This is a genomic window from Prevotella sp. FD3004 (assembly GCF_000746155.1).
In the GTDB taxonomy this organism is placed as follows: domain Bacteria; phylum Bacteroidota; class Bacteroidia; order Bacteroidales; family Bacteroidaceae; genus Prevotella.
The window spans coordinates 421,450-443,592 of record NZ_JQKR01000008.1 but is presented as its reverse complement, the minus strand read 5'-3'; the positions used below and the strand labels follow the sequence as shown (position 1 = coordinate 443,592).

At 48.0% G+C, this 22,143-nt stretch carries 25 protein-coding genes and 1 pseudogene; all 26 read left to right on the top strand.

All coding sequences use genetic code 11. From position 1 onward, the window contains the following. The first annotated feature begins 12 nt into the window (after positions 1–12). The 26 genes and pseudogenes from rplJ (at position 13) to rpsE (ending at position 22,134) form a co-directional block, all read left to right on the top strand. Positions 13–528, top strand: a complete 516-nt coding sequence (gene rplJ, locus T325_RS02065; RefSeq protein ID WP_036909893.1) for a 50S ribosomal protein L10 — start codon at positions 13–15, stop codon at positions 526–528. Positions 529–610: 82 nt separating this feature from the next. Next, positions 611–991 carry a 50S ribosomal protein L7/L12 gene (gene rplL / locus T325_RS02060; protein ID WP_036909892.1) on the top strand — a complete coding sequence of 127 codons (381 nt, stop codon included), beginning with the start codon at positions 611–613 and terminating at the stop codon, positions 989–991. A gap of 87 nt (positions 992–1,078) precedes the next feature. Next, positions 1,079–4,891, top strand: a complete 3,813-nt coding sequence (gene rpoB / locus T325_RS02055) for a DNA-directed RNA polymerase subunit beta (protein ID WP_036909890.1) — start codon at positions 1,079–1,081, stop codon at positions 4,889–4,891. 48 nt (positions 4,892–4,939) lie between these two features. After that, a complete protein-coding gene (gene rpoC, locus T325_RS02050) occupies positions 4,940–9,271 on the top strand; it encodes a DNA-directed RNA polymerase subunit beta' (RefSeq protein WP_036909889.1) in 4,332 nt (1,443 codons plus the stop codon). Positions 9,272–9,846: 575 nt separating this feature from the next. Then, the gene (gene rpsL, locus T325_RS02045; RefSeq protein WP_013063973.1) at positions 9,847–10,227 is read left to right on the top strand and encodes a 30S ribosomal protein S12; all 381 of its coding nucleotides are present in this window, start codon (positions 9,847–9,849) and stop codon (positions 10,225–10,227) included. A gap of 171 nt (positions 10,228–10,398) precedes the next feature. Next, positions 10,399–10,875, top strand: a complete 477-nt coding sequence (rpsG, locus tag T325_RS02040) for a 30S ribosomal protein S7 (RefSeq protein WP_036909888.1) — start codon at positions 10,399–10,401, stop codon at positions 10,873–10,875. Positions 10,876–10,921: 46 nt separating this feature from the next. Next, on the top strand, positions 10,922–13,051 hold the full coding sequence (fusA, locus tag T325_RS02035; RefSeq protein WP_036909887.1) for an elongation factor G: 2,130 nt from the start codon (positions 10,922–10,924) through the stop codon (positions 13,049–13,051). Between the two features lie 83 nt (positions 13,052–13,134). Then, entirely contained in the window at positions 13,135–13,440 is a 306-nt protein-coding gene (rpsJ, locus tag T325_RS02030) for a 30S ribosomal protein S10 (RefSeq protein WP_013064715.1), read from the top strand. Positions 13,441–13,789: 349 nt separating this feature from the next. Then, positions 13,790–14,404, top strand: a complete 615-nt coding sequence (rplC, locus tag T325_RS02025; protein ID WP_036909886.1) for a 50S ribosomal protein L3 — start codon at positions 13,790–13,792, stop codon at positions 14,402–14,404. A gap of 2 nt (positions 14,405–14,406) precedes the next feature. After that, complete coding sequence (gene rplD / locus T325_RS02020) at positions 14,407–15,036, top strand: 50S ribosomal protein L4 (RefSeq protein WP_036909885.1); 630 nt, start codon at positions 14,407–14,409, stop codon at positions 15,034–15,036. Positions 15,037–15,051: 15 nt separating this feature from the next. Beyond that, positions 15,052–15,399 (top strand): 50S ribosomal protein L23, encoded by a 348-nt coding sequence (gene rplW / locus T325_RS02015; RefSeq protein WP_036909883.1) that lies wholly within the window; start codon positions 15,052–15,054, stop codon positions 15,397–15,399. A 5-nt stretch (positions 15,400–15,404) separates the two neighbouring features. Beyond that, positions 15,405–16,232: a 50S ribosomal protein L2 gene (rplB, locus tag T325_RS02010; RefSeq protein WP_036909882.1), complete on the top strand. Its 828-nt coding sequence runs from the start codon at positions 15,405–15,407 to the stop codon at positions 16,230–16,232. A 27-nt stretch (positions 16,233–16,259) separates the two neighbouring features. Continuing rightward, positions 16,260–16,526 (top strand): 30S ribosomal protein S19, encoded by a 267-nt coding sequence (rpsS, locus tag T325_RS02005; protein ID WP_013065476.1) that lies wholly within the window; start codon positions 16,260–16,262, stop codon positions 16,524–16,526. Positions 16,527–16,573: 47 nt separating this feature from the next. After that, positions 16,574–16,981, top strand: a complete 408-nt coding sequence (gene rplV / locus T325_RS02000; protein ID WP_036909881.1) for a 50S ribosomal protein L22 — start codon at positions 16,574–16,576, stop codon at positions 16,979–16,981. A gap of 2 nt (positions 16,982–16,983) precedes the next feature. Continuing rightward, positions 16,984–17,709, top strand: a complete 726-nt coding sequence (gene rpsC / locus T325_RS01995) for a 30S ribosomal protein S3 (RefSeq protein ID WP_036909877.1) — start codon at positions 16,984–16,986, stop codon at positions 17,707–17,709. Between the two features lie 25 nt (positions 17,710–17,734). Next, a complete protein-coding gene (gene rplP, locus T325_RS01990; protein WP_036909874.1) occupies positions 17,735–18,163 on the top strand; it encodes a 50S ribosomal protein L16 in 429 nt (142 codons plus the stop codon). Positions 18,164–18,169: 6 nt separating this feature from the next. Beyond that, positions 18,170–18,364: a 50S ribosomal protein L29 gene (gene rpmC, locus T325_RS01985; RefSeq protein WP_013065209.1), complete on the top strand. Its 195-nt coding sequence runs from the start codon at positions 18,170–18,172 to the stop codon at positions 18,362–18,364. Between the two features lie 2 nt (positions 18,365–18,366). Beyond that, on the top strand, positions 18,367–18,633 hold the full coding sequence (rpsQ, locus tag T325_RS01980) for a 30S ribosomal protein S17 (RefSeq protein WP_036909872.1): 267 nt from the start codon (positions 18,367–18,369) through the stop codon (positions 18,631–18,633). A gap of 2 nt (positions 18,634–18,635) precedes the next feature. Beyond that, positions 18,636–19,001, top strand: a complete 366-nt coding sequence (rplN, locus tag T325_RS01975; protein ID WP_013065032.1) for a 50S ribosomal protein L14 — start codon at positions 18,636–18,638, stop codon at positions 18,999–19,001. 20 nt (positions 19,002–19,021) lie between these two features. Further along, a pseudogene (rplX, locus tag T325_RS01970) lies at positions 19,022–19,333 on the top strand (50S ribosomal protein L24); the annotation flags it as partial. Between the two features lie 4 nt (positions 19,334–19,337). Then, complete coding sequence (rplE, locus tag T325_RS01965) at positions 19,338–19,895, top strand: 50S ribosomal protein L5 (protein WP_036909869.1); 558 nt, start codon at positions 19,338–19,340, stop codon at positions 19,893–19,895. Between the two features lie 5 nt (positions 19,896–19,900). Further along, positions 19,901–20,203 carry a 30S ribosomal protein S14 gene (gene rpsN / locus T325_RS01960; RefSeq protein ID WP_036909868.1) on the top strand — a complete coding sequence of 101 codons (303 nt, stop codon included), beginning with the start codon at positions 19,901–19,903 and terminating at the stop codon, positions 20,201–20,203. Between the two features lie 67 nt (positions 20,204–20,270). After that, entirely contained in the window at positions 20,271–20,666 is a 396-nt protein-coding gene (gene rpsH, locus T325_RS01955) for a 30S ribosomal protein S8 (RefSeq protein ID WP_036909866.1), read from the top strand. Positions 20,667–20,680: 14 nt separating this feature from the next. Continuing rightward, a complete protein-coding gene (rplF, locus tag T325_RS01950; RefSeq protein ID WP_036909864.1) occupies positions 20,681–21,250 on the top strand; it encodes a 50S ribosomal protein L6 in 570 nt (189 codons plus the stop codon). 20 nt (positions 21,251–21,270) lie between these two features. Then, positions 21,271–21,615, top strand: a complete 345-nt coding sequence (rplR, locus tag T325_RS01945; RefSeq protein WP_036909862.1) for a 50S ribosomal protein L18 — start codon at positions 21,271–21,273, stop codon at positions 21,613–21,615. Between the two features lie 6 nt (positions 21,616–21,621). Then, positions 21,622–22,134: a 30S ribosomal protein S5 gene (gene rpsE, locus T325_RS01940; protein ID WP_036909861.1), complete on the top strand. Its 513-nt coding sequence runs from the start codon at positions 21,622–21,624 to the stop codon at positions 22,132–22,134. Positions 22,135–22,143: the final 9 nt, after the last annotated feature.

Below are 22,143 nucleotides of genomic sequence, written 5' to 3'. Positions count from 1 at the left end.
AAGATTAGACAAATGAAAAAGGAAGTAAAAGATACTATCATCGTAGAACTCGGAGAGCAGCTCAAGGCATTCCCTCATTTCTATCTGGTCGACCTGACTGGATTGGATGCAGCGAAGACCTCTGACCTCCGTCGCAAGTGCTTCAAGAATGAAATCAAACTGCTGGTAGTGAAGAATACTCTTCTTCAGAAGGCATTTGAGGCATCTGAGATCGATTTCTCTCCGTTGTATGACTGTCTGAAAGGGAATACAGCTGTTATGTTCGCACAGACAGCTAACGTACCCGCCAAGCTGATCAAGGAGTACAAGAAGGAAGGTATCCCCGCCCTCAAGGGTGCATATGCTGAGGAGAGCTTCTTCGTTGGTGCTGACAAGCTTGATGAGCTGGTAGCTATTAAGAGCAAGAACGAACTTATCGCCGAGGTTGTGGCTCTGCTGCAGTCGCCGATCAAGAACGTCGTTTCTGGCTTGAACGCCGGTGGTAAGATCCACGGTCTGCTTGACGCTGTCGCTGAGCGTAACAAATAAGCGAAAAGAGTAACATTCTTGGCTGCGCCAAACGGCAAGGCCGAACGAACATTAGTAAAAACAATTAAAAATTTTAAATAAAATGGCAGATATTAAAGCTATTGCAGAAGAGTTGGTAAACCTTACTGTAAAAGAAGTAAACGAGTTGGCAACAGTCCTGAAGGACGAGTATGGAATTGAGCCTGCTGCTGCAGCCGTTGCTGTAGCTGCTGGTCCCGCCGCAGGTGGCGAGGCTGCCGCTGCTGAGGAGAAGTCTTCATTCGACGTAATCCTGAAGTCAGCTGGCGCTGCTAAGCTCCAGGTCGTTAAGGCCGTTAAGGAGGCTTGTGGTCTTGGTCTGAAGGAGGCTAAGGATCTGGTTGACGGTGCTCCCGCTACCGTTAAGGAGGGTCTTTCTAAGGAAGAGGCTGAGAACCTCAAGAAGACTATCGAGGCTGCTGGTGCCGAGGTTGAGCTGAAGTAATTCGCACAACAATACTATTTGGTTGGGGACTCTCCAGTAGAGAGTTCCCGACCATTTTTTGTCTTTATAACATTCCAAAGTTAATATATGGCTTCAAAAATCATTGATAACAGAGTAAATTTTGGCAGCGTCAAGAATCCTCTGCCGTTCCCGGATTTCCTTGATGTGCAATTAAAGTCATTCAAAGACTTCCTGCAGTTGGACACTCCGCCTGAGGAACGCAAGAATGACGGTCTGTATAAGGTGTTCGCAGAGAACTTCCCTATCACCGACACGCGTAATAACTTCGTTCTTGAGTTCCTGGATTACTATATCGACCCGCCCCGTTACACCATCGACGAGTGTTTGGAGCGAGGCCTCACCTATAGTGTGCCTTTGAAGGCTAAGCTGAAACTGTATTGTACCGATCCGGATCATGAGGATTTCGATACCGTTGTTCAGGATGTATTCCTGGGCCCGATTCCTTATATGACAGCCAATGGTACTTTCGTTATCAATGGAGCCGAGCGTGTAGTCGTATCTCAGTTGCACCGTTCACCTGGCGTATTCTTCGGCCAGAGCGTTCATGCTAACGGTACACTGCTTTACTCAGCACGTATCATCCCGTTCAAGGGTTCATGGATCGAGTTTGCTACAGACATTAACAATGTGATGTACGCATATATCGATCGTAAGAAGAAGCTGCCCGTTACAACTCTGTTGCGTGCAATCGGTTACGAGACCGATAAGGATATTCTTCAGATTTTTGATCTCGCTGAGGAGGTGAAGGTCAACAAGACGGCTCTGAAGAAGGTCCTGGGCTGCAAGCTTGCTGCTCGTGTGCTGAAGAGCTGGAATGAGGACTTCGTAGATGAGGATACGGGTGAGGTTGTATCTATCGAGCGTAACGAGGTGATCATGGAACGTGAGACCGAGATCACTGAGGACAATATGATGGAGATTCTGGAGAGTGGCGCACAGACTATCCTTGTACATAAGGATGAGTCGATGGCTCAGGACTACTCTATCATCTTCAATACGCTGGCCAAGGATACATCTAACTCAGAGAAGGAGGCTGTGCTCTACATCTATCGTCAGCTGCGTAATGCAGACCCTGCTGATGATGCAAGTGCACGTGAGGTTATCCAGAACCTGTTCTTCTCAGATAAGCGTTACGACTTGGGTGATGTAGGTCGTTATCGTATCAACAAGAAGTTGGGCCTCGATACCGATATGGATGTTCGTGTGCTGACTAAGGAGGATATTATCGAGATTATCAAGTACTTGATTCAGCTGATTAACTCTAAGGCAGCTGTCGATGATATCGATCACCTGTCAAACCGTCGTGTTCGTACCGTTGGTGAGCAGCTGTCTAATCAGTTCTCCATTGGTCTGGCACGTATGAGCCGCACCATCCGTGAGCGTATGAACGTTCGTGACAACGAGGTGTTCAATCCAACAGACCTGATTAACGCCAAGACTATCTCTAGCGTTATCAACTCGTTCTTCGGAACCAACCCATTGTCACAGTTCATGGACCAGACCAACCCGCTGGCTGAGGTAACTCACAAGCGTCGTCTCTCTGCTCTTGGTCCTGGCGGTCTGTCTCGTGAGCGTGCAGGTTTTGAGGTTCGTGACGTACACTATACACACTACGGACGTCTCTGCCCGATTGAGAGCCCTGAAGGTCCTAACATCGGTTTGATATCATCTTTGTGTGTATATGCCAAGATTAATGAACTTGGCTTCATCCAGACTCCATACCGTAAGGTTGAGAATGGTGTTGCCAATCTTGATAATAATGATATTGTATATCTGACTGCTGAGGAAGAGTCTGAGCACATTATCGGTCAGGGTAATGCTCCGTTGAACGATGACGGTACATTCATCCGTGAGGTCGTTAAGTGTCGTCAGGATGCTGACTTCCCCGTTGTGCCTCCTACAGATGTTGATCTGATGGACGTGTCTCCACAGCAGATTGCCTCTATCGCCGCTTCGTTGATTCCGTTCCTGGAGCACGATGATGCTCACCGTGCTTTGATGGGATCTAACATGATGCGTCAGGCAGTGCCCCTGCTTCATAACGAGGCTCCTATCGTAGGTACTGGTATTGAGAAGCAGGTTTGTGAAGACTCTCGTACAATGGTGACTGCAGAGGGTGAGGGTGTGATTGAGTATGTTGACGCTACAACCATCCGTATCCTTTATGATCGCACAGAGGATGAGGAGTTCGTTAGCTTCGAGCCTGCACTCAAGGAGTATCGTATTCCTAAGTTCCGTCGTACCAACCAGAACATGACCATCGACCTGCGTCCTATCTGTGAGAAGGGACAGCGTGTGAAGAAGGGTGATATCCTGACAGAGGGTTATGCTACTGAGAATGGTGAGTTGGCACTGGGTCGTAACCTGCTTGTAGCTTATATGCCTTGGAAGGGTTATAACTACGAGGATGCCATCGTGCTCAACGAGCGCATTGTTCGTGAGGACGTTCTTACTTCCGTACATGTTGATGAGTACTCTCTCGACGTTCGTGAGACAAAGCGTGGTGTTGAAGAGTTCACTGCCGATATCCCCAATGTCAGTGAGGAAGCTACCAAAGATCTTGATGAGAATGGTATCATCCGTGTTGGTGCACGTGTAGAGCCAGGTGACATTCTGATCGGTAAGATTTCGCCAAAGGGTGAGAGTGATCCTTCACCTGAGGAGAAACTGCTCCGTGCCATCTTCGGCGACAAGGCAGGTGATGTAAAAGACTCTTCATTGAAGGCTAACCCATCGCTGAGTGGTGTTATCATCGACAAGAAGCTGTTTGCCCGTGCTATTAAGGACCGTAAGTCTAAGCAGCAGGATAAGATAACGCTGGCCAAGATTGATGAAGAGTATGAGGCAAAGGTTGATGACCTGAAGGATATCCTGATCGACAAGCTCATGGAGTTGACCAAGGGTAAGACGTCTCAGGGTGTGAAGGACTATACCGGTGCCGAGATTATCACTAAGGGCAGTAAGTTTACCGCAACAGCCCTGCGTAACCTTGAGTACGGTGACGTTCAGATCAGCAACTGGACAAATGATGAGCACAAGAATGAGTTGATAGCCAAGCTGATTATCAACTTCATGAAGAAATACAAGCTGCTTGATGCAGAGCAGAAGCGCCGCAAGTTCGCCATTACGATTGGTGACGAGCTGCCCAACGGTATTCTGCAGATGGCAAAGGTATATGTAGCCAAGAAGCGTAAGATCGGTGTAGGTGATAAGTTGGCCGGACGTCATGGTAATAAGGGTATCGTATCGAAGGTGGTACGTCAGGAAGATATGCCATTCCTTCAGGATGGCCGTCCTGTAGACCTTGTCCTGAACCCGCTGGGTGTGCCTTCTCGAATGAACCTCGGTCAGATTTTCGAGGCTATTCTCGGTGCAGCAGGTAAGCGCCTTGGTGTGAAGTTCGCTACGCCAATCTTCGATGGTGCTAAGCTTGATGACCTCGCAGAGTGGACTGACAAGGCCGGTCTGCCACGTCTCTGCTCAACTCATCTTTATGATGGTGAGACTGGTGAGATGTTCGACCAGCCCGCAACAGTTGGTATCACTTACTTCCTGAAACTTGGTCACATGGTTGAGGACAAGATGCACGCTCGTTCAATTGGTCCGTACAGCTTGATTACTCAGCAGCCACTTGGTGGTAAGGCCCAGTTCGGTGGACAGCGTTTTGGTGAGATGGAGGTTTGGGCTCTGGAGGCCTTTGGCGCCAGCCATGTTCTTCAGGAGATCCTGACCATTAAGTCTGATGATACTGTAGGACGTTCGAAGGCTTATGAGGCCATCGTGAAGGGCGATCCTATGCCAACACCGGGTATCCCCGAGTCACTCAATGTGCTGTTGCACGAGTTGCGCGGTCTCGGTTTGAGTATCACGCTGGATTAAGCGAGTTAAGAATTTAGTTTTAAGAATTTAAGAGAAAGAATAATATATATGGCTTTCAAGAAAGATTCAAAAGTAAAGAGTAATTTTACGAAAATTACCATCGGACTTGCTTCGCCCGAAGAGATCCTCGAGAGCAGCTTCGGAGAGGTTACCAAACCTGAGACCATCAACTACCGTACTTACAAGCCGGAGCGTGACGGTCTGTTCTGCGAGCGCATCTTCGGTCCTACTAAGGACTATGAGTGTGCCTGCGGTAAGTACAAGCGTATCCGTTATAAAGGTATCGTTTGTGACCGCTGTGGTGTAGAGGTAACCGAGAAGAAGGTTCGTCGTGAGCGTGCTGGTCACATCGAGCTTGTTGTGCCCATTGCACACATCTGGTATTTCCGTAGCCTTCCTAATAAGATTGGTTATCTGCTTGGTCTTCCTACTAAGAAGCTCGATGCTGTCATTTATTATGAGCGTTATGTCGTTATTCAGCCAGGTGCTATGGCTGGTAAGAAGGATGCTGAAGGTAACGATGCCATTGGTTCTAATGTTTACGACCTGCTTTCTGAGGAGGAATATAACGATATCATTGACAACCAGCTCTCACCTGATAATGCTTATCTGGATGATAGCGATCCCAATAAGTTCATTGCTAAGATGGGTGCAGAGGCCATCTACGACCTCCTTGTACGCATTGATCTCGACTCATTGTCATATGAGTTGCGTGACCGTGCAAACAGTGACTCATCCGTTCAGCGTAAGAACGAGGCTTTGAAGCGCCTGCAGGTTGTTGAGGCATTCCGTCAGAGTGTAGAGAAGGGTATTAACCGTCCTGAGTGGATGATCATGAAGATTATCCCTGTGACACCTCCAGAGCTTCGTCCTCTCGTGCCACTGGATGGTGGTCGTTTCGCAACATCCGACCTGAACGACCTTTATCGTCGTGTGATCATCCGTAACAACCGTCTGAAGCGCCTGATGGAGATTAAGGCTCCTGAGGTGATTCTCCGTAACGAGAAGCGTATGCTGCAGGAGGCTGTCGACTCACTCTTCGACAACAGCCGTAAGTCTTCAGCAGTGAAGAGCGACTCAAACCGTCCTCTGAAGTCACTGTCCGACTCACTGAAAGGTAAGCAGGGCCGTTTCCGTCAGAACTTGCTCGGTAAGCGTGTTGACTACTCAGCCCGTTCGGTTATCGTTGTAGGTCCTGAGTTGAAGATGGGTGAGTGCGGTCTGCCTAAGCTGATGGCTGCCGAGCTCTACAAGCCATTCATCATCCGTAAGCTCATTGAGCGTGGTATCGTGAAGACGGTGAAGAGCGCCAAGAAGATCGTTGATCGTCGTGAGCCGGTTATCTGGGATATCCTGGAGAACGTGATGAAGGGTCATCCCGTTCTGCTTAACCGTGCACCGACACTGCACCGTCTGGGTATCCAGGCCTTCCAGCCTAAACTGATTGAGGGTAAGGCAATCCAGCTTCATCCATTGGCTTGTACGGCGTTCAATGCCGACTTCGATGGTGACCAGATGGCTGTACACCTCCCATTGAGCAATGAGGCAGTTCTCGAGGCACAGTTGCTGATGCTTCAGAGCCATAACATTCTGAATCCTGCCAATGGTGCGCCTATCACCGTTCCTTCACAGGATATGGTGCTTGGTCTGTACTATATTACCAAGATCCGTCCGGGAGCTAAGGGTGAAGGTCTGACCTTCTACGGCCCCGAGGAAGCTATTATCGCTCATAATGAGGGTAAGTGTGACCTCCATGCGCAGGTGAAGGTTCTTGTCGACGATATCGTTGACGGTCAGCCAGTGCGTCACTTGGTTGAGACCTCTGTAGGTCGTGTCATCGTGAATGGCATTATTCCTAACGAGGTAGGATTCGTTAATAAGATTATCTCAAAGAAGAGTCTGCGTGATATTATTGCCGACGTTATCAAGAATGTCGGATTTGCTGAGGCATGCGAGTTCCTCGATGGTATTAAGAACCTCGGTTATCGTATGGCTTACCTGGCTGGTCTGTCGTTCAACCTCGACGACATCATCATCCCGAAGGAGAAGGCTGACCTGATCCAGAAGGGTAACGAGGAGGTTCGTCAGATTACCGACAACTATAACATGGGATTCATCACCGACAACGAGCGTTACAACCAGGTTATCGATACCTGGACACACGTTAACAATGATATCGGTAACATCCTGCTGAAGCAGATGACCGAGGCCGACCAGGGCTTCAACGCCGTATTCATGATGCTTGACTCAGGTGCCCGTGGTAGTAAGGACCAGATCAAGCAGCTCTCAGGTATCCGTGGTCTGATGGCAAAGCCTCAGAAAGCCGGTGCCGAGGGACATCAGATTATTGAGAACCCGATCCTTTCTAACTTTAAGGAAGGTATGTCAGTGCTTGAGTACTTCATCTCTACTCACGGTGCTCGTAAGGGTCTTGCCGATACGGCCATGAAGACCGCCGACGCAGGTTACCTGACCCGTCGTCTGGTTGACGTTTCTCACGATGTGATCATCACAGAGGAGGACTGTGGCACACTCCGTGGTCTGCAGTGTACTGCTCTGAAGAGTGGTGATGAGATTATCTCAAGTCTCTCAGAGCGTATCCTCGGCCGTGTATCAGTACACGATGTGATTAACCCCAAGACCGGTGAAGTTATTGTAGAGGCCGGCGAGGAAATCACCGAGAGCGTTGCTGATGCCATCGAGAAGGCTGATATCGAGAGCGTTGAGATCCGTTCAGTGCTCACTTGTGAGTCGAAGAAGGGTGTCTGCATGAAGTGTTACGGACGTAACCTTGCTACCCGTCGTATGGTACAGAAGGGTGAGGCTGTTGGTGTGATTGCCGCTCAGGCTATCGGTGAGCCGGGTACACAGCTTACACTTCGTACGTTCCACGCCGGTGGTGTGGCTGCCAACGCTGCAGCAAATGCCAGCATCGTTTGTAAGTACGACCGTGCTATGATTGAGATGGAAGAGGTTCGTACCGTTCCGTTCGATGAGGATGGTCGCGAATGCGAGATGGTTGTCAGCCGTCTGGGTGAACTCCGTTTCGTTGATCCTAATACGAAGATCGTTCTTTCTACAGTAAACGTGCCTTATGGTTCTTCACTCTATTTCCACAATGGCGACGAGGTTGCCAAGGGCGACAAGATCGCACAGTGGGATCCGTTCAACGCTGTCATCGTGACCGAGTATGCCGGTACGCTGAAGTTCAACGACGTGATCGAGGGTATTACCTTCCGTGCCGAGACTGACGAAACAACTGGTCTGACTGAGAAGATCGTAACCGAGTCTAAGGATAAGTCTAAGGTGCCCACCTGTGATGTCATTGGTGCTGACGGTGAGGTCATCGGAACATATAACTTCCCTGTAGGTGGTCACGTGGTAGTAGAGGATGGCCAGACACTTAAGACTGGTGAAACCCTCGTTAAGATTCCTCGTGCTGCAGCCAAGGGTGGTGATATCACTGGTGGTCTGCCACGTGTAACCGAGCTCTTCGAGGCACGTAATCCATCTAACCCCGCCGTTGTATCGGAAATCGATGGTGAGGTGACCATGGGTAAGGTAAAGCGTGGTAACCGTGAGATTATCGTTACTTCAAAGACTGGCGAGCAGCGTCGCTACCTCGTATCACTCTCTAAGCAGATCCTGGTACAGGAGCATGATGCCGTACGTGCTGGTACACCGCTCTCTGACGGTGTCATCACGCCTGCCGACATCCTGGCCATCAAGGGTCCCACCGCTGTTCAGGAGTATATCGTGAATGAGGTTCAGGACGTATATCGTCTGCAGGGTGTGAAGATCAACGATAAGCACTTCGAGATCATCGTCCGCCAGATGATGCGTAAGGTTCAGATCAATGAGCCCGGTGACACCTCGTTCCTCGAGCAGGAGATTGTCGACAAGCTCGACTTCGCAGAGGAGAACGACCGTATCTGGGGTAAGAAGGTTGTTACCGATGCCGGTGACTCTGAGAACCTGCAGAAGGGTCAGATCGTAACAGCCCGCAAGCTGCGCGACGAGAACTCTATGCTGAAGCGCCGTGACCTCCGCCTTGTTCAGGTTCGTGATGCCGTACCTGCAACGTCTACTCAGATCCTGCAGGGTATCACCCGTGCAGCTCTGCAGACCAAGTCGTTCATGTCGGCTGCATCGTTCCAGGAGACAACCAAGGTGCTCAACGAGGCTGCCATCCGTGGTAAGGTAGACCATCTGGAGGGTATGAAGGAGAACGTTATCTGCGGTCACCTGATTCCTGCCGGTACCGGTCTGCGTGAGTTCGAGAAGATTATTGTTGGTTCGAAGGAAGAGTATGAGCGTATTCAGGCTAATCGCAAGAATGTGCTTGACTTTGCCGAAGAAACAGTACTCGACGAGAAGTAAATCAAACGCATCGGTTGCGATGCGCTTACAATAAATCCCTTTTAAGCGGGAAAAGTGAACTTAGCTGTCACTTTTCCCGTTTTATTTGTTTGTATACTGATATGGATATGACTGACAGAAAGCAGTCGGCAAACTGGCACGTATCATCCGCGCTTTCGCAATTTAGACTAAATTGCTGACCAATTTAGTCTATTTTGCTCTGTAATTTAGTCTAAATTGCAATTAAGGGAATAGTCTCTGTCAATGCCACCGCCTATAGATGACATCGGAAAGCTACCGCCCTGACAACTGCTCTCACTACCTGTGCGATACCTGAGGACAGAGTGCAAACGATGCTACCAGATTGTGCATCATACAACCAAATTAGGCAGGAATTCGTTGTTAATTATTGCAAATAACGTTATTTCTTGTTAAATCATATAGGGTATGGCGCTTTTTCTTCATTATAGATTAGGTGGAGTCGAAAAATAGTTGTACCTTTGCAGCCCGAAATGCCCTTCTGAGCGAGGTAGGGCGTTGTAAAGTATTGAATATAAACAATATATATACATAAATTAATTTAAAGTAAAAGTATTATGCCTACAATTTCACAATTGGTAAGAAAAGGCAGAAAGGTGATTGTTGACAAGTCAAAGTCACCCGCGCTGGACAACTGTCCTCAGCGTCGTGGTGTCTGCGTACGTGTTTACACAACAACCCCGAAGAAGCCTAATTCGGCTATGCGTAAGGTAGCCCGTGTTCGTCTGACAAATCAGAAGGAAGTTAACTCTTACATCCCCGGCGAGGGACACAACCTGCAGGAGCACTCTATCGTGCTTGTTCGCGGTGGTCGTGTAAAGGACCTGCCAGGTGTACGTTACCACATCGTTCGCGGTACATTGGATACCGCCGGTGTTGCAAACCGCACCCAGCGTCGTTCAAAGTATGGAGCTAAGCGTCCTAAGGCTAAGAAGTAAAATGACCGGAGAAGGTCAGTCGAGCCAAAAAAGAAACAAATTTTAATCCGTTTTGCTGGAGCGCCGATATTATTCGGTAAATGTTATAAGGTTGAGTAAATGCTCACGTGAGAGCGTTGAAGAACAAGTAAGAACAGCCCCCAAGCAGAATTTAATCATTCAAAAAACAAAATGAGAAAAGCAAAACCAAAGAAGCGTGTGATCCTGCCGGATCCCGTGTTCAATGACCAGAAGGTCTCAAAGTTTGTGAATCACCTGATGTACGATGGTAAGAAGACCAAGTCGTACGAGATTTTCTACAATGCGCTGGAGACAGTGAAGGCTAAGATGAATAATGAGGAGAAGTCTGCTCTCGAGATCTGGAAGCAGGCCCTCGATAACATTACCCCGCAGGTTGAGGTTAAGAGCCGCCGTATCGGTGGTGCTACTTTCCAGGTTCCTACCGAGATTCGTGCAGACCGTAAGGAGAGCATCTCAATGAAGAACATGATTCAGTTCGCACGCAAGCGTAGTGGTAAGTCTATGGCTGACAAGCTGGCTGCAGAGATTATGGATGCCTTCAACAACCAGGGTGGTGCCTTCAAGCGTAAGGAGGATATGCACCGTATGGCTGAGGCTAACCGCGCATTTGCACACTTCCGTTTCTAATTTAGGTGTTTTTTAAGGTAAAAGCAAATTAAGGATATACAAAACAATGGCAAATCGCGATTTACATTTGACAAGAAACATCGGTATTATGGCCCACATCGATGCCGGTAAGACAACGACCTCTGAGCGTATCCTGTTCTACACAGGTAAGACGCACAAGATCGGTGAGGTACATGATGGAGCTGCAACGATGGACTGGATGGCCCAGGAGCAGGAGCGTGGTATCACTATTACCTCTGCTGCTACAACCTGTAACTGGACATGGGATAACAAGACTTTCAAGATTAACCTGATCGATACTCCGGGACACGTAGACTTTACCGCTGAGGTAGAGCGTTCACTGCGTGTGCTCGACGGAGCTGTTGCTACCTATTCTGCGGCAGACGGTGTACAGCCTCAGTCTGAGACTGTATGGCGCCAGGCCGACAAGTACAACGTTCCCCGTATCGGTTATGTAAATAAGATGGACCGTTCAGGTGCTGACTTCTTCGAGACTGTTCAGCAGATGAAGGACATCCTGGGTGCTAACCCCGTTGTTATTCAGGTGCCCATCGGTGCTGAGGAGAACTTCAAGGGTCTCGTTGACCTGATCAAGATGAAGGCTATCCTGTGGCACGATGAGACTATGGGTGCTGAGTACGATGTTGAGGATATCCCCGAGGAGCTGCAGGCTGAGTGCGACGAGTGGCGTAACAAGCTGCTCGAGGCTGCCGCTGAGTACGACGAGGCTCTGATGGAGAAGTACTTCGACGATCCCGACTCAATCACCGAGGCTGAGATCATCGCAGCTATCCGTAAGGGTACCATCGCTATGCAGTGTACTCCTATGCTGCTCGGTTCTTCTTATAAGAATAAGGGTGTTCAGCCCCTGCTCGACTATGTGTGTGCATTCCTGCCCGCACCTGTTGACGTAGAGGTAATCAAGGGTACCAACCCCAGCACCGACGAGGAAGAGGATCGTAAGCCTTCTGAGGATGAGCCTACATCAGCTCTGGCATTTAAGATTGCCACCGACCCATATATGGGACGTCTGGTATTCTTCCGTGTCTACTCTGGTAAGATCACTGCCGGAAGCTACGTATTCAATCCCCGCTCAGGTAAGAAGGAGCGTATCAGCCGTCTGTTCCAGATGAACTCAAATAAGGAAATCCCCATGGAGTCAATCGACGCCGGTGATATCGGTGCAGGTGTAGGCTTCAAGGATATCCGCACTGGTGATACTCTCTGTGACGAGGCACATCCTATCGTGCTCGAGTCAATGACCTTCCCCGACACTGTGATCTCTATCGCAGTAGAGCCCAAGAGCCAGGCCGACGTTGCTAAGCTCGACAACGGTCTCGCTAAGCTGGCTGAGGAAGACCCAACCTTCACCGTACGTACCGACGAGCAGAGTGGTCAGACCATTATCTCTGGTATGGGTGAGCTTCACCTCGATATCATTATCGACCGTCTGAAGCGTGAGTTCAAGGTTGAGTGTAACCAGGGTAAGCCTCAGGTTAACTACAAGGAGGCCATCACCAAGACTGTTATGGGTTACCGTGAGGTTTACAAGAAGCAGTCGGGTGGTCGTGGTAAGTTCGCCGACATCATCGTAAACGTTGGTCCTGTTGACGAGGATTACGATGTTAAGGAGAATGGACCTCTGCAGTTCATCAACGAGGTGAAGGGTGGTAACATTCCTAAGGAGTTCATCCCCGCCGTACAGAAGGGCTTCGAGGCTTCTCTGAAGAACGGTATCCTCGGTGGCTATCCTATGGATTCACTGAAGGTAGTCGTTGTCGACGGTTCGTTCCACCCAGTTGACTCTGACCAGCTCTCATTCGAGATTGCTGCCCAGATGGCTTACAAGGCAGTCTGCGCTCAGGCTAAGCCCGTACTCATGGAGCCTATCATGAAGCTCGAGGTTGTAACACCTGAGGAGAACATGGGTGACGTGATCGGTGACCTGAACAAGCGTCGTGGTCAGGTAGAGGGTATGGAAGAGGCTCGCAGCGGTGCCCGTGTCGTTAAGGCTCAGGTTCCCCTGTCAGAGATGTTCGGTTATGTAACCGCTCTCCGTACTATCACCTCAGGTCGTGCTACCAGCTCTATGGAGTATGATCACCACGCACCACTCTCAAGCTCAATCGCCAAGACTGTACTTGAGGAGGTGAAGGGTCGTGCCGACCTCGTCTAATAAAAGACTGAATTAGGAGTGCCGCTGAGCAAATGACTCTTTAGCGGCCTCCGTTTTATAATAACAATTAAAATAGAAAGACAATGAGTCAGAAAATTCGTATCAAGCTGAAGAGCTACGACCACAAGCTCGTAGACAAGTCAGCCGAGAAGATCGTGAAGGCAGTTAAGGCCACAGGTGCTATCATCAGCGGTCCTATCCCCCTTCCTACGCACAAGCGTATTTACACCGTAAACCGCTCTACCTTCGTTAACAAGAAGGCCCGTGAGCAGTTCCAGCTCTCAGACTACAAGCGTCTGATTGACATCTACAGCTCAACTGCTAAGACTGTTGACGCACTGATGAAGCTTGAGCTTCCCAGCGGTGTTGAGGTTGAGATTAAGGTATAGTATTATCAATTTCCCCTCAATGATAAAGTGGCGCATCCGAAGTTTCGGATGCGCCCTTTTTTACAAATTAACATGCCTTTTGCTTCTTAAATTCATAAAAAAACTTAAAAATACGTTTTGGCGGGTGATAAATGTTGCCTATCTCACATTATATTTGTACCTTTGCACCCGCAAAAGTGCGTATTGCGCTGGCTCGATAGCTATCAATACCCTGATAAAGAGCAACTTAGCCTTCAAGAATGAAGCAGTTGAAGTTCCTTTTTAAGTGGGTTTTGTGTGCTTCGAAAAGCGAGATGACACTTAAAAAAGAACAATATAAACAATATTATTATTTAAATTTTAAACTGAAATGCCAGGATTAATTGGAAGAAAAATCGGAATGACATCCGTTTTCAGTGCCGACGGTAAGAATGTACCGTGCACTGTAATCGAAGCTGGTCCTTGTGTTGTTACTCAGGTTAAGTCTGTAGAGAAGGATGGCTATAAGGCTGTTCAGCTCGCCTTCGGTGAGAAGAAGGAGAAGAATACCACCAAAGCAATGATGGGTATCTTCAAGAAGGCTAACACAACACCAAAGGCTCACTTGGCCGAGTTCAAGTTTGACGAGGAGCTCAACCTCGGTGACACCGTAACAGTCGACATCTTCGAGGGTGCCGAGTTTGTTGACGTTGTCGGAACATCTAAGGGTAAGGGATTCCAGGGCGTCGTGAAACGCCATGGTTTCGGCGGTGTAGGTCAGGCTACTCACGGTCAGGACGACCGTCTGCGTAAGCCAGGTTCTATCGGTGCTTGTTCTTATCCCGCTAAGGTGTTCAAGGGAATGCGCATGGGCGGTCAAATGGGAGGTGACAGAGTGACAACTCAGAACCTCAAAGTGTTAAAGGTAATTCCAGAGCACAACCTGATTCTTATCAAGGGTAGCTGCGCTGGTTACAATGGTTCAACTGTAATAATCAACAAGTAAAGATGGAAGTTAGCGTATTGAATATCAACGGTCAGGAGACCGGAAGAAAGGTAACTCTGAATGAGGCTATCTTCGGCATTGAACCTAATGACCACGTTCTTTATCTGGATGTAAAGCAGTATCTCGCTAACCAGCGTCAGGGTACAGCTAAGTCAAAGGAGAGAAGCGAAATCTCTGGTTCTACTCGTAAGCTCGGTCGTCAGAAAGGCGGTGGCGGTGCACGTCATGGTGACATCAACTCTCCACTGCTGCGTGGTGGTGCTCGCGTGTTCGGTCCCACACCCCGTGACTATGGCTTCAAACTGAATAAGAAGGTGAAGCTTCTTGCTCGTAAGTCTGCACTGGCCTACAAGGCTCAGGAGAATGCAATCGTAGTTGTTGAGGACTTCAATATGGATGCCCCAAAGACTAAAGAATTCGTAAATATTGCAAAAAATCTCAAAGTAGACGGCAAGAAGACTCTCTTTGTTTTGTCAGGAACAAATAATAACGTATATTTGTCGGCTCGCAATCTGCAGGGCGCAGAGGTAATGGAGGCATCAACCATTAATTCTTACAAAGTTTTGAATGCTGATGTACTGGTTATCTCTGAGAAGTCTCTGGAGGTTATCGACGGTATCTTAAACAAGTAAAGGAGACAAATAGAAATGGCATTTATCATTAAACCCCTGGTCACTGAGAAGATGACCAAGATTACAGACAAGTCTTCTGTAGAGAAAACTTATAAGGTTAAGGGTGAAGAGAGAACCAAGAAGGCCGAGGCTAAGTATGGTTTCATCGTTAAGCCCGAGGCTAATAAGCTTGAGATTAAGAAAGAGGTTGAGAGCCTGTACAATGTGACAGTGATCGACGTGAATACCGTTCGTTATGCCGGAAAGCGTAGCTCACGCTACACAAAGGCCGGTCTGATCAAGGGTCAGAAGAACGCGTTCAAGAAGGCTATCGTTACTCTGAAGGAGGGCGATGCAATTGATTTTTATAGCAATATTCAATAATAGAAATGGCAGTACGTAAATTAAAGCCCGTAACTCCGGGTCAAAGACACAAGATTATTGGCACGTTCGAGGATATTACTGCATCCGTGCCAGAGAAGTCTCTCGTTTACGGTAAGCGTTCTACTGGTGGTCGAAACAACACCGGTAAGATGACCGTCCGTTACATGGGTGGCGGTCACAAGAAGAAGTATCGTCTGATCGACTTCAAACGAGAGAAGGATGGTGTTCCAGCTGTAGTTAAGACAATCGAGTATGATCCTAACCGCTCTGCTCGCATTGCGCTTCTTTTCTACGCTGATGGTGAAAAACGTTATATCATTGCTCCTAATGGACTGCAGGTTGGTGCAACCTTGATGTCAGGAGCGGATGCAGTGCCTGAGGTAGGTAATGCACTTCCACTCGCTAACATCCCCGTTGGTACAGTCATCCACAACATTGAGATGCGTCCCGGTCAGGGTGCCAAGCTCGTTCGTTCGGCAGGTAATTTCGCTCAGTTGACTTCTCGTGAGGGTAGCTATTGCGTTATCAAGCTTCCTTCAGGCGAGACTCGTCAGATTCTCTCAGCTTGTAAGGCTACTGTAGGTAGTGTAGGTAACTCTGACCACGCCCTTGAGGCTTCTGGTAAGGCTGGTCGCAGCCGCTGGTTGGGCGAGCGTCCTCACAACCGTGGTGTTGTTATGAACCCGCATGATCACCCAATGGGTGGTGGTGAAGGCCGTCAGTCTGGTGGACACCCACGTTCACGTAAGGGTCTGTACGCTAAGGGTCTCAAGACTCGTGCACCTAAGAAGCTTTCAAACAAGTATATCATTGAAAGAGCTAACAAGAAGTAATCACGAAGTTAATTAGAGAAGAAAATTATGAGTCGTTCATTAAAGAAAGGTCCGTACATCAACGTATCACTCGAGAAGAAGATTCTTGCTATGAATGAGAGTGGTAAGAAGAATGTCGTTAAGACATGGGCCAGAGCATCAATGATTTCCCCGGACTTCGTGGGACACACTGTTGCAGTTCATAACGGTAACAAATTTATCCCTGTTTACGTTACTGAGAACATGGTTGGTCACAAACTCGGTGAGTTTGCACCTACGCGTCGTTTCGGCGGACATGCTGGTAACAAGAAGTAATCCCAGGGAGATTTAAGAATTTAAGAATTAAGAATTAAGAATTTACAATGGGAGCAAGAAAACATATTAAGGCTGAAGAAAGAAAAGCAGCACTTAAGACACAGTATTTTGCCAAGCTGAAAGGCTGCCCCTCTTCACCCCGTAAGATGCGCTATGTCGTTGATATGATCCGCGGCATGGAGGTAAATCGCGCACTGGGTGTGCTTCGTTTCTCGAAGAAGGCAGCTGCAGCTGATGTAGAAAAACTCCTCCGTTCAGCCATTGCCAACTGGGAAGCCAAGAATGATCGCAAGGCAGAGGACGGTGAGCTGTTCGTAACTCGCATCTTCGTCGACGAGGGTGTTACAATGAAGAGAATGAGACCGGCACCTCAGGGCCGCGGCTATCGTATCCGCAAGCGTTCTAATCACGTGACCCTGTTCGTTGACGCTAAAACTAATGACGTAAAAGAATAAGTATGGGACAGAAAGTTAATCCAATAAGCAACCGTCTGGGTATCGTTAGAGGTTGGGATTCAAATTGGTTCGGAGGCAAAGACTTCGGAGATAACCTGGTAGAGGATCAGAAAATCCGTAAGTATCTGAACGAGCGCCTGGCTAAGGCAAGCGTTTCTAAGATTGTCATCGAGCGTACATTGAAGCTGGTTACCATTACTATTTGCACTGCCCGTCCGGGTATCGTCATTGGTAAAGGTGGTCAAGATGTTGACAAACTGAAGGAAGAGCTGAAGAAGCTCTACGATAAGGAGATTCAGATTAATATTTTTGAGGTTAAGCGTCCTGAGCTCGACGCAACCATCGTGGCTAATAACATCGCTCGCCAGATAGAGGGTAAGATTGCTTATCGCCGTGCTATCAAGATGGCTATTCAGAACACGATGCGTGCTGGCGCCGAGGGTATTAAGGTACTCATCTCAGGTCGTCTCAATGGAGCAGAAATCGCTCGTAGTGAGATGTTGAAGGAAGGCCGTACTCCACTGCACACCTTCCGTGCAGACATTGACTACTGCCACTCTGAGGCCCTGACAAAGGTTGGCCTGCTGGGCATTAAGGTTTGGATTTGCCGTGGTGAGGTTTATGGTAACGTTGACCTGGCTCCGAACTTCACTCAGGAGAAGGCTGGTGGCCGTTCAAACGGCGCTGGTCGTGGCGGTGACAGAAAGTTCCGTAATAAGAAGAAGTAATAATCGTTTAAAGTAGAAGCTTATTATGTTACAGCCCAAAAGAGTAAGATATAGAAGACCTCAGGATGGACGCGGCAATAAAGGCAACGCCCACAGAGGTACAACGCTGGCTTTCGGCTCATTCGGCATCAAGACTCTGGATGCCAAGTGGATTGACAGCCGCCAGATTGAGGCAGCTCGTGTTGCCATCAACCGTTATATGAACCGTGAAGGTCAGGTATGGATCCGCATCTTCCCTGATAAACCCATTACTCGCAAACCTGCTGATGTCCGAATGGGTAAAGGTAAGGGTGATCCCGCAGGATGGGTAGCTCCCGTTACTCCTGGCCGCATCCTCTTTGAAGTAGAAGGCGTTCCTTTCGACGTTGCTAAGGAGGCTCTCCGCCTCGGTGCACAGAAACTGCCGGTTAAGACAAAGTTTGTTATTAGACGTGATTACGATAAAAACGCTTAATTGAGTATGAAGATTAAAGAAGTAAGAGAGCTCGAGACCAAGGACTTGGCAGAGCGCATTGAGGCTGAGGTTGCAAAGTACAACCAGATGAAGTTAAACCACGCCATCACTCCGCTTGAGAATCCATCTCAGATTAAGGCTGCTCGTCGTGATATCGCACGTATGAAATCAGAACTTCATCAGAGAGAACTTAATAAATAACAATGGTCCAGATGGAAACAAGAAATTTAAGAAAGACAAGACAGGGTGTCGTTATCAGCAACAAGATGGATAAAACCATTGTTATTGCCGCTAAGTTCAAGGAGAAGCACCCTATTTATGGTAAGTTTGTCCAGAAGACAAAGAAGTATCACGCACACGACGAGAAGAACGAGTGCAATGTAGGTGATACCGTGCTCATTATGGAAACCCGTCCTCTGTCAAAGACAAAGAGATGGAGATTAGTTAACATTGTAGAAAAAGCTAAGTAATTATGATACAGACAGAATCAAGACTTACAGTAGCTGACAACAGCGGTGCACGTGAAGCTCTTTGCATCCGTGTATTGGGTGGTACAAAGCGCCGTTATGCCAGCGTAGGTGATATCATCGTCGTCTCTATCAAGAACGCGATCCCTACAAGTGATGTAAAGAAGGGTGCAGTATCAAAGGCTTTGGTTGTTCGCACTAAGAAGGAAATCCGTCGTGCTGATGGCTCATACATCCGTTTCGACGATAACGCCTGCGTACTGCTGAACAATGCTGGTGAGCTCCGCGGCAGCCGTATCTTCGGCCCTGTTGCCCGTGAACTCCGTGCCGTGAATATGAAGGTCGTTTCTTTGGCACCTGAGGTACTTTAATATTTAAATTGATACAAGAAATGGCAAAGTTCAATATTAAGAAAAACGATACAGTCATCGTCCTGGCCGGTGAGGATAAGGGCAAGACTGGTAAGGTGCTGAAGGTTATGGCCGACAAGCAGCGTGCCCTTGTTGAAGGTGTTAACATGGTCAACAAGAGTGCAAAGCCTAGCGCCAAGAATCCTCAGGGAGGTTTCGTGAAGATGGAGTCTCCTATTCACATCTCAAATATTAGTTTGATTGATCCGAAGAGTGGCAAGGCTACCCGTGTTGCTATCAAGCGCGAGGGCAAGAAGGTCACCCGTATCGCTAAAAATCAGGGGAGGAGATTAAGTAATGGCAAATACAGCACAGTTAAAGTCAGAGTACAAGGAGAAGATCGCTCCTGCTCTGCAGAAGCAGTTCAACTACACTTCAACGATGCAGATTCCTGCCCTGAAGAAGATTGTTGTTAACCAGGGATTGGGCGACGCAACTCAGGATAAGAAGATCATCGACGTAGCTATCAACGAAATCAGCGCCATCTGTGGTCAGAAGGCAGTTGCTACATATTCTAAGAAGGATATCGCCAACTTCAAACTTCGTAAGAAGATGCCTATCGGCGTGATGGTGACTCTCCGTCGTGAGCGCATGTATGAGTTCCTTGAGAAACTCGTTCGTATTGCTCTTCCCCGTATCCGTGACTTCAAGGGTATCGAGAGCAAGTTCGATGGCCGTGGTAACTACACACTGGGTATCCAGGAGCAGATTATCTTCCCGGAGATTAATATCGATTCAGTAGACCGTATTCAGGGTATGAACATCACTTTCGTAACATCAGCTCAGACCGATGAGGAAGGTTATGCTCTGCTGAAGGCATTCGGTCTTCCATTCAAGAACGCTAAAAACGATTAAGAGATATGGCAAAAGAATCAATGAAAGCCCGCGAGGTAAAGCGCGCCAAGCTCGTTGCTCGTTACGCTGAAAAGCGTGCAGCTCTGAAGAAGGTAATTGCTACAAGCGAGGATCCTGCTGAGGCTTATGAGGCAGCTCGCAAGTTGCAGAGCATTCCCAAGAATGCAAACCCCATCCGTCTGCACAACCGTTGCAAGATCACGGGACGTCCAAAGGGATATATGCGCCAGTTTGGTCTTTCTCGTATCCAGTTCCGTGAGATGGCATCAAGCGGTCTGATTCCTGGGGTAAAGAAGGCTAGTTGGTAAACAACAAGAAAGAAACAGAGATTATTAATATTGTCGGGGTAGTCCCGATTAATTAAAATTTTATTTTATGACAGATCCAATAGCAGATTATCTGACACGACTCAGAAACGCAATCATGGCACATCACCGTGTCGTTGAGGTTCCTGCGTCAAACTTGAAGAAAGAGATCACAAAGATCCTCTTCGAGAAGGGTTACATCCTGAACTACAAGTTCATTGAGGATGGTCCTCAGGGTACTATCAAGGTAGCTTTGAAGTATGACCCTGCAACTCGTGAAAACGCCATCAAGTGTCTGAAGAGAGTATCCACACCGGGTCTCCGCAAGTACACTGGCTACAAAGAGATGCCGAGAGTTATTAACGGACTTGGAATCGCAATTCTTTCCACGTCTAAAGGTGTAATGACAGACAAAGAGGCCGCTGCCCAGAAAATCGGTGGTGAGGTTCTTTGCTACGTATATTAATTGGAGGATAGAATATGTCAAGAATAGGAAAATTGCCAATTAGTATCCCTGCAGGCGTTTCAGTTGCTCAGGACAAGGACGGTATCGTTACCGTAAAGGGTCCTAAGGGAGAGCTTTCACAGAAGGTAGATTCATCTATCAAGGTGAAGATTGAAGATGGCCACGTGACATTCGAGATCGATGAGAACAGCCCTGTCAACATTAAGCAGAAGCAGGCTTTCCATGGTCTGTATCGTGCGCTTGTCAACAACATGGTTGTAGGTGTTAGCGAAGGCTATAAGAAGGAAATGGAACTCGTAGGTGTTGGTTACCGTGTATCTAATCAGGGTAACATCATTGAGTTCGCTCTTGGTTATACACACCCCATCTTCATCCAGCTTCCTAAGGAGGTTAAGGTTGAGACAAAGATGGAGCGTAACCAGAATCCTCAGATTATCCTCGAGTCATGTGACAAAGCACTGCTCGGTCTGATTTGTGCTAAAATTCGTTCTTTCCGTATGCCTGAGCCTTACAAAGGAAAGGGTATTTTGTTCAAGGGTGAGGTTATCCGTCGTAAGTCGGGTAAGTCAGCATCAGCTAAGTAACTTTAATTGATTTGACGATTATGACAACGAAGAAAGTAGAAAGACGAATTAAGATCAAATATAGAATTCGTAAGAACGTGTTCGGCACAGCCGAGCGTCCTCGTCTGAGTGTATTCCGCAGCAACAAGCAGATCTATGCTCAGGTGATCAATGATTTGGAAGGTAAAACACTCGCATCTGCATCATCACTGGGTCTCGAGACTATGCCTAAGATCCAGCAGGCTGAGAAGGTTGGTGAGCTGGTAGCCCAGAAGGCTCAGGAGGCTGGCGTTACTGCCGTAGTCTTCGACCGTAACGGTTATCTCTATCACGGCCGTGTAAAGTCACTTGCAGACGCAGCACGTAAAGGTGGACTTAAATTCTAAACGATTATGGCAATGAAGAATGTTAAAGTAAATAGTGACGTAGAGTTGAAAGACAGATTGGTTGCCATCAACCGTGTTACCAAGGTAACAAAGGGTGGTCGTACCTTTACATTCGCAGCTATTGTTGTTGTCGGTGACGGCAATGGCATTATCGGCTGGGGTCTTGGTAAAGCTGGTGAAGTAACAGCAGCTATTGCTAAGGGTGTTGAGGCTGCCAAGAAGAATCTTGTTAAGGTTCCCGTTCTCAAGGGTACTATTCCTCATGAGATGGAAGCCCGCTTCGGTGGTGCACAGGTATTCCTGAAGCCGGCCGCTGCCGGTACCGGTCTTGTGGCTGGTGGTGCTATGCGCGCCGTACTGGAGAGTGTTGGTGTAAAGGATGTGCTTGCAAAGTCAAAGGGTTCATCAAACCCTCACAATCTGGTAAAGGCTACTATCGCAGCTCTGAGCCTGATGCGTGATGCCTACACTGTTGCAGGTACCCGTGGAATCAGTATGGATAAAGTATTTAGAGGATAAAGGAGAAAT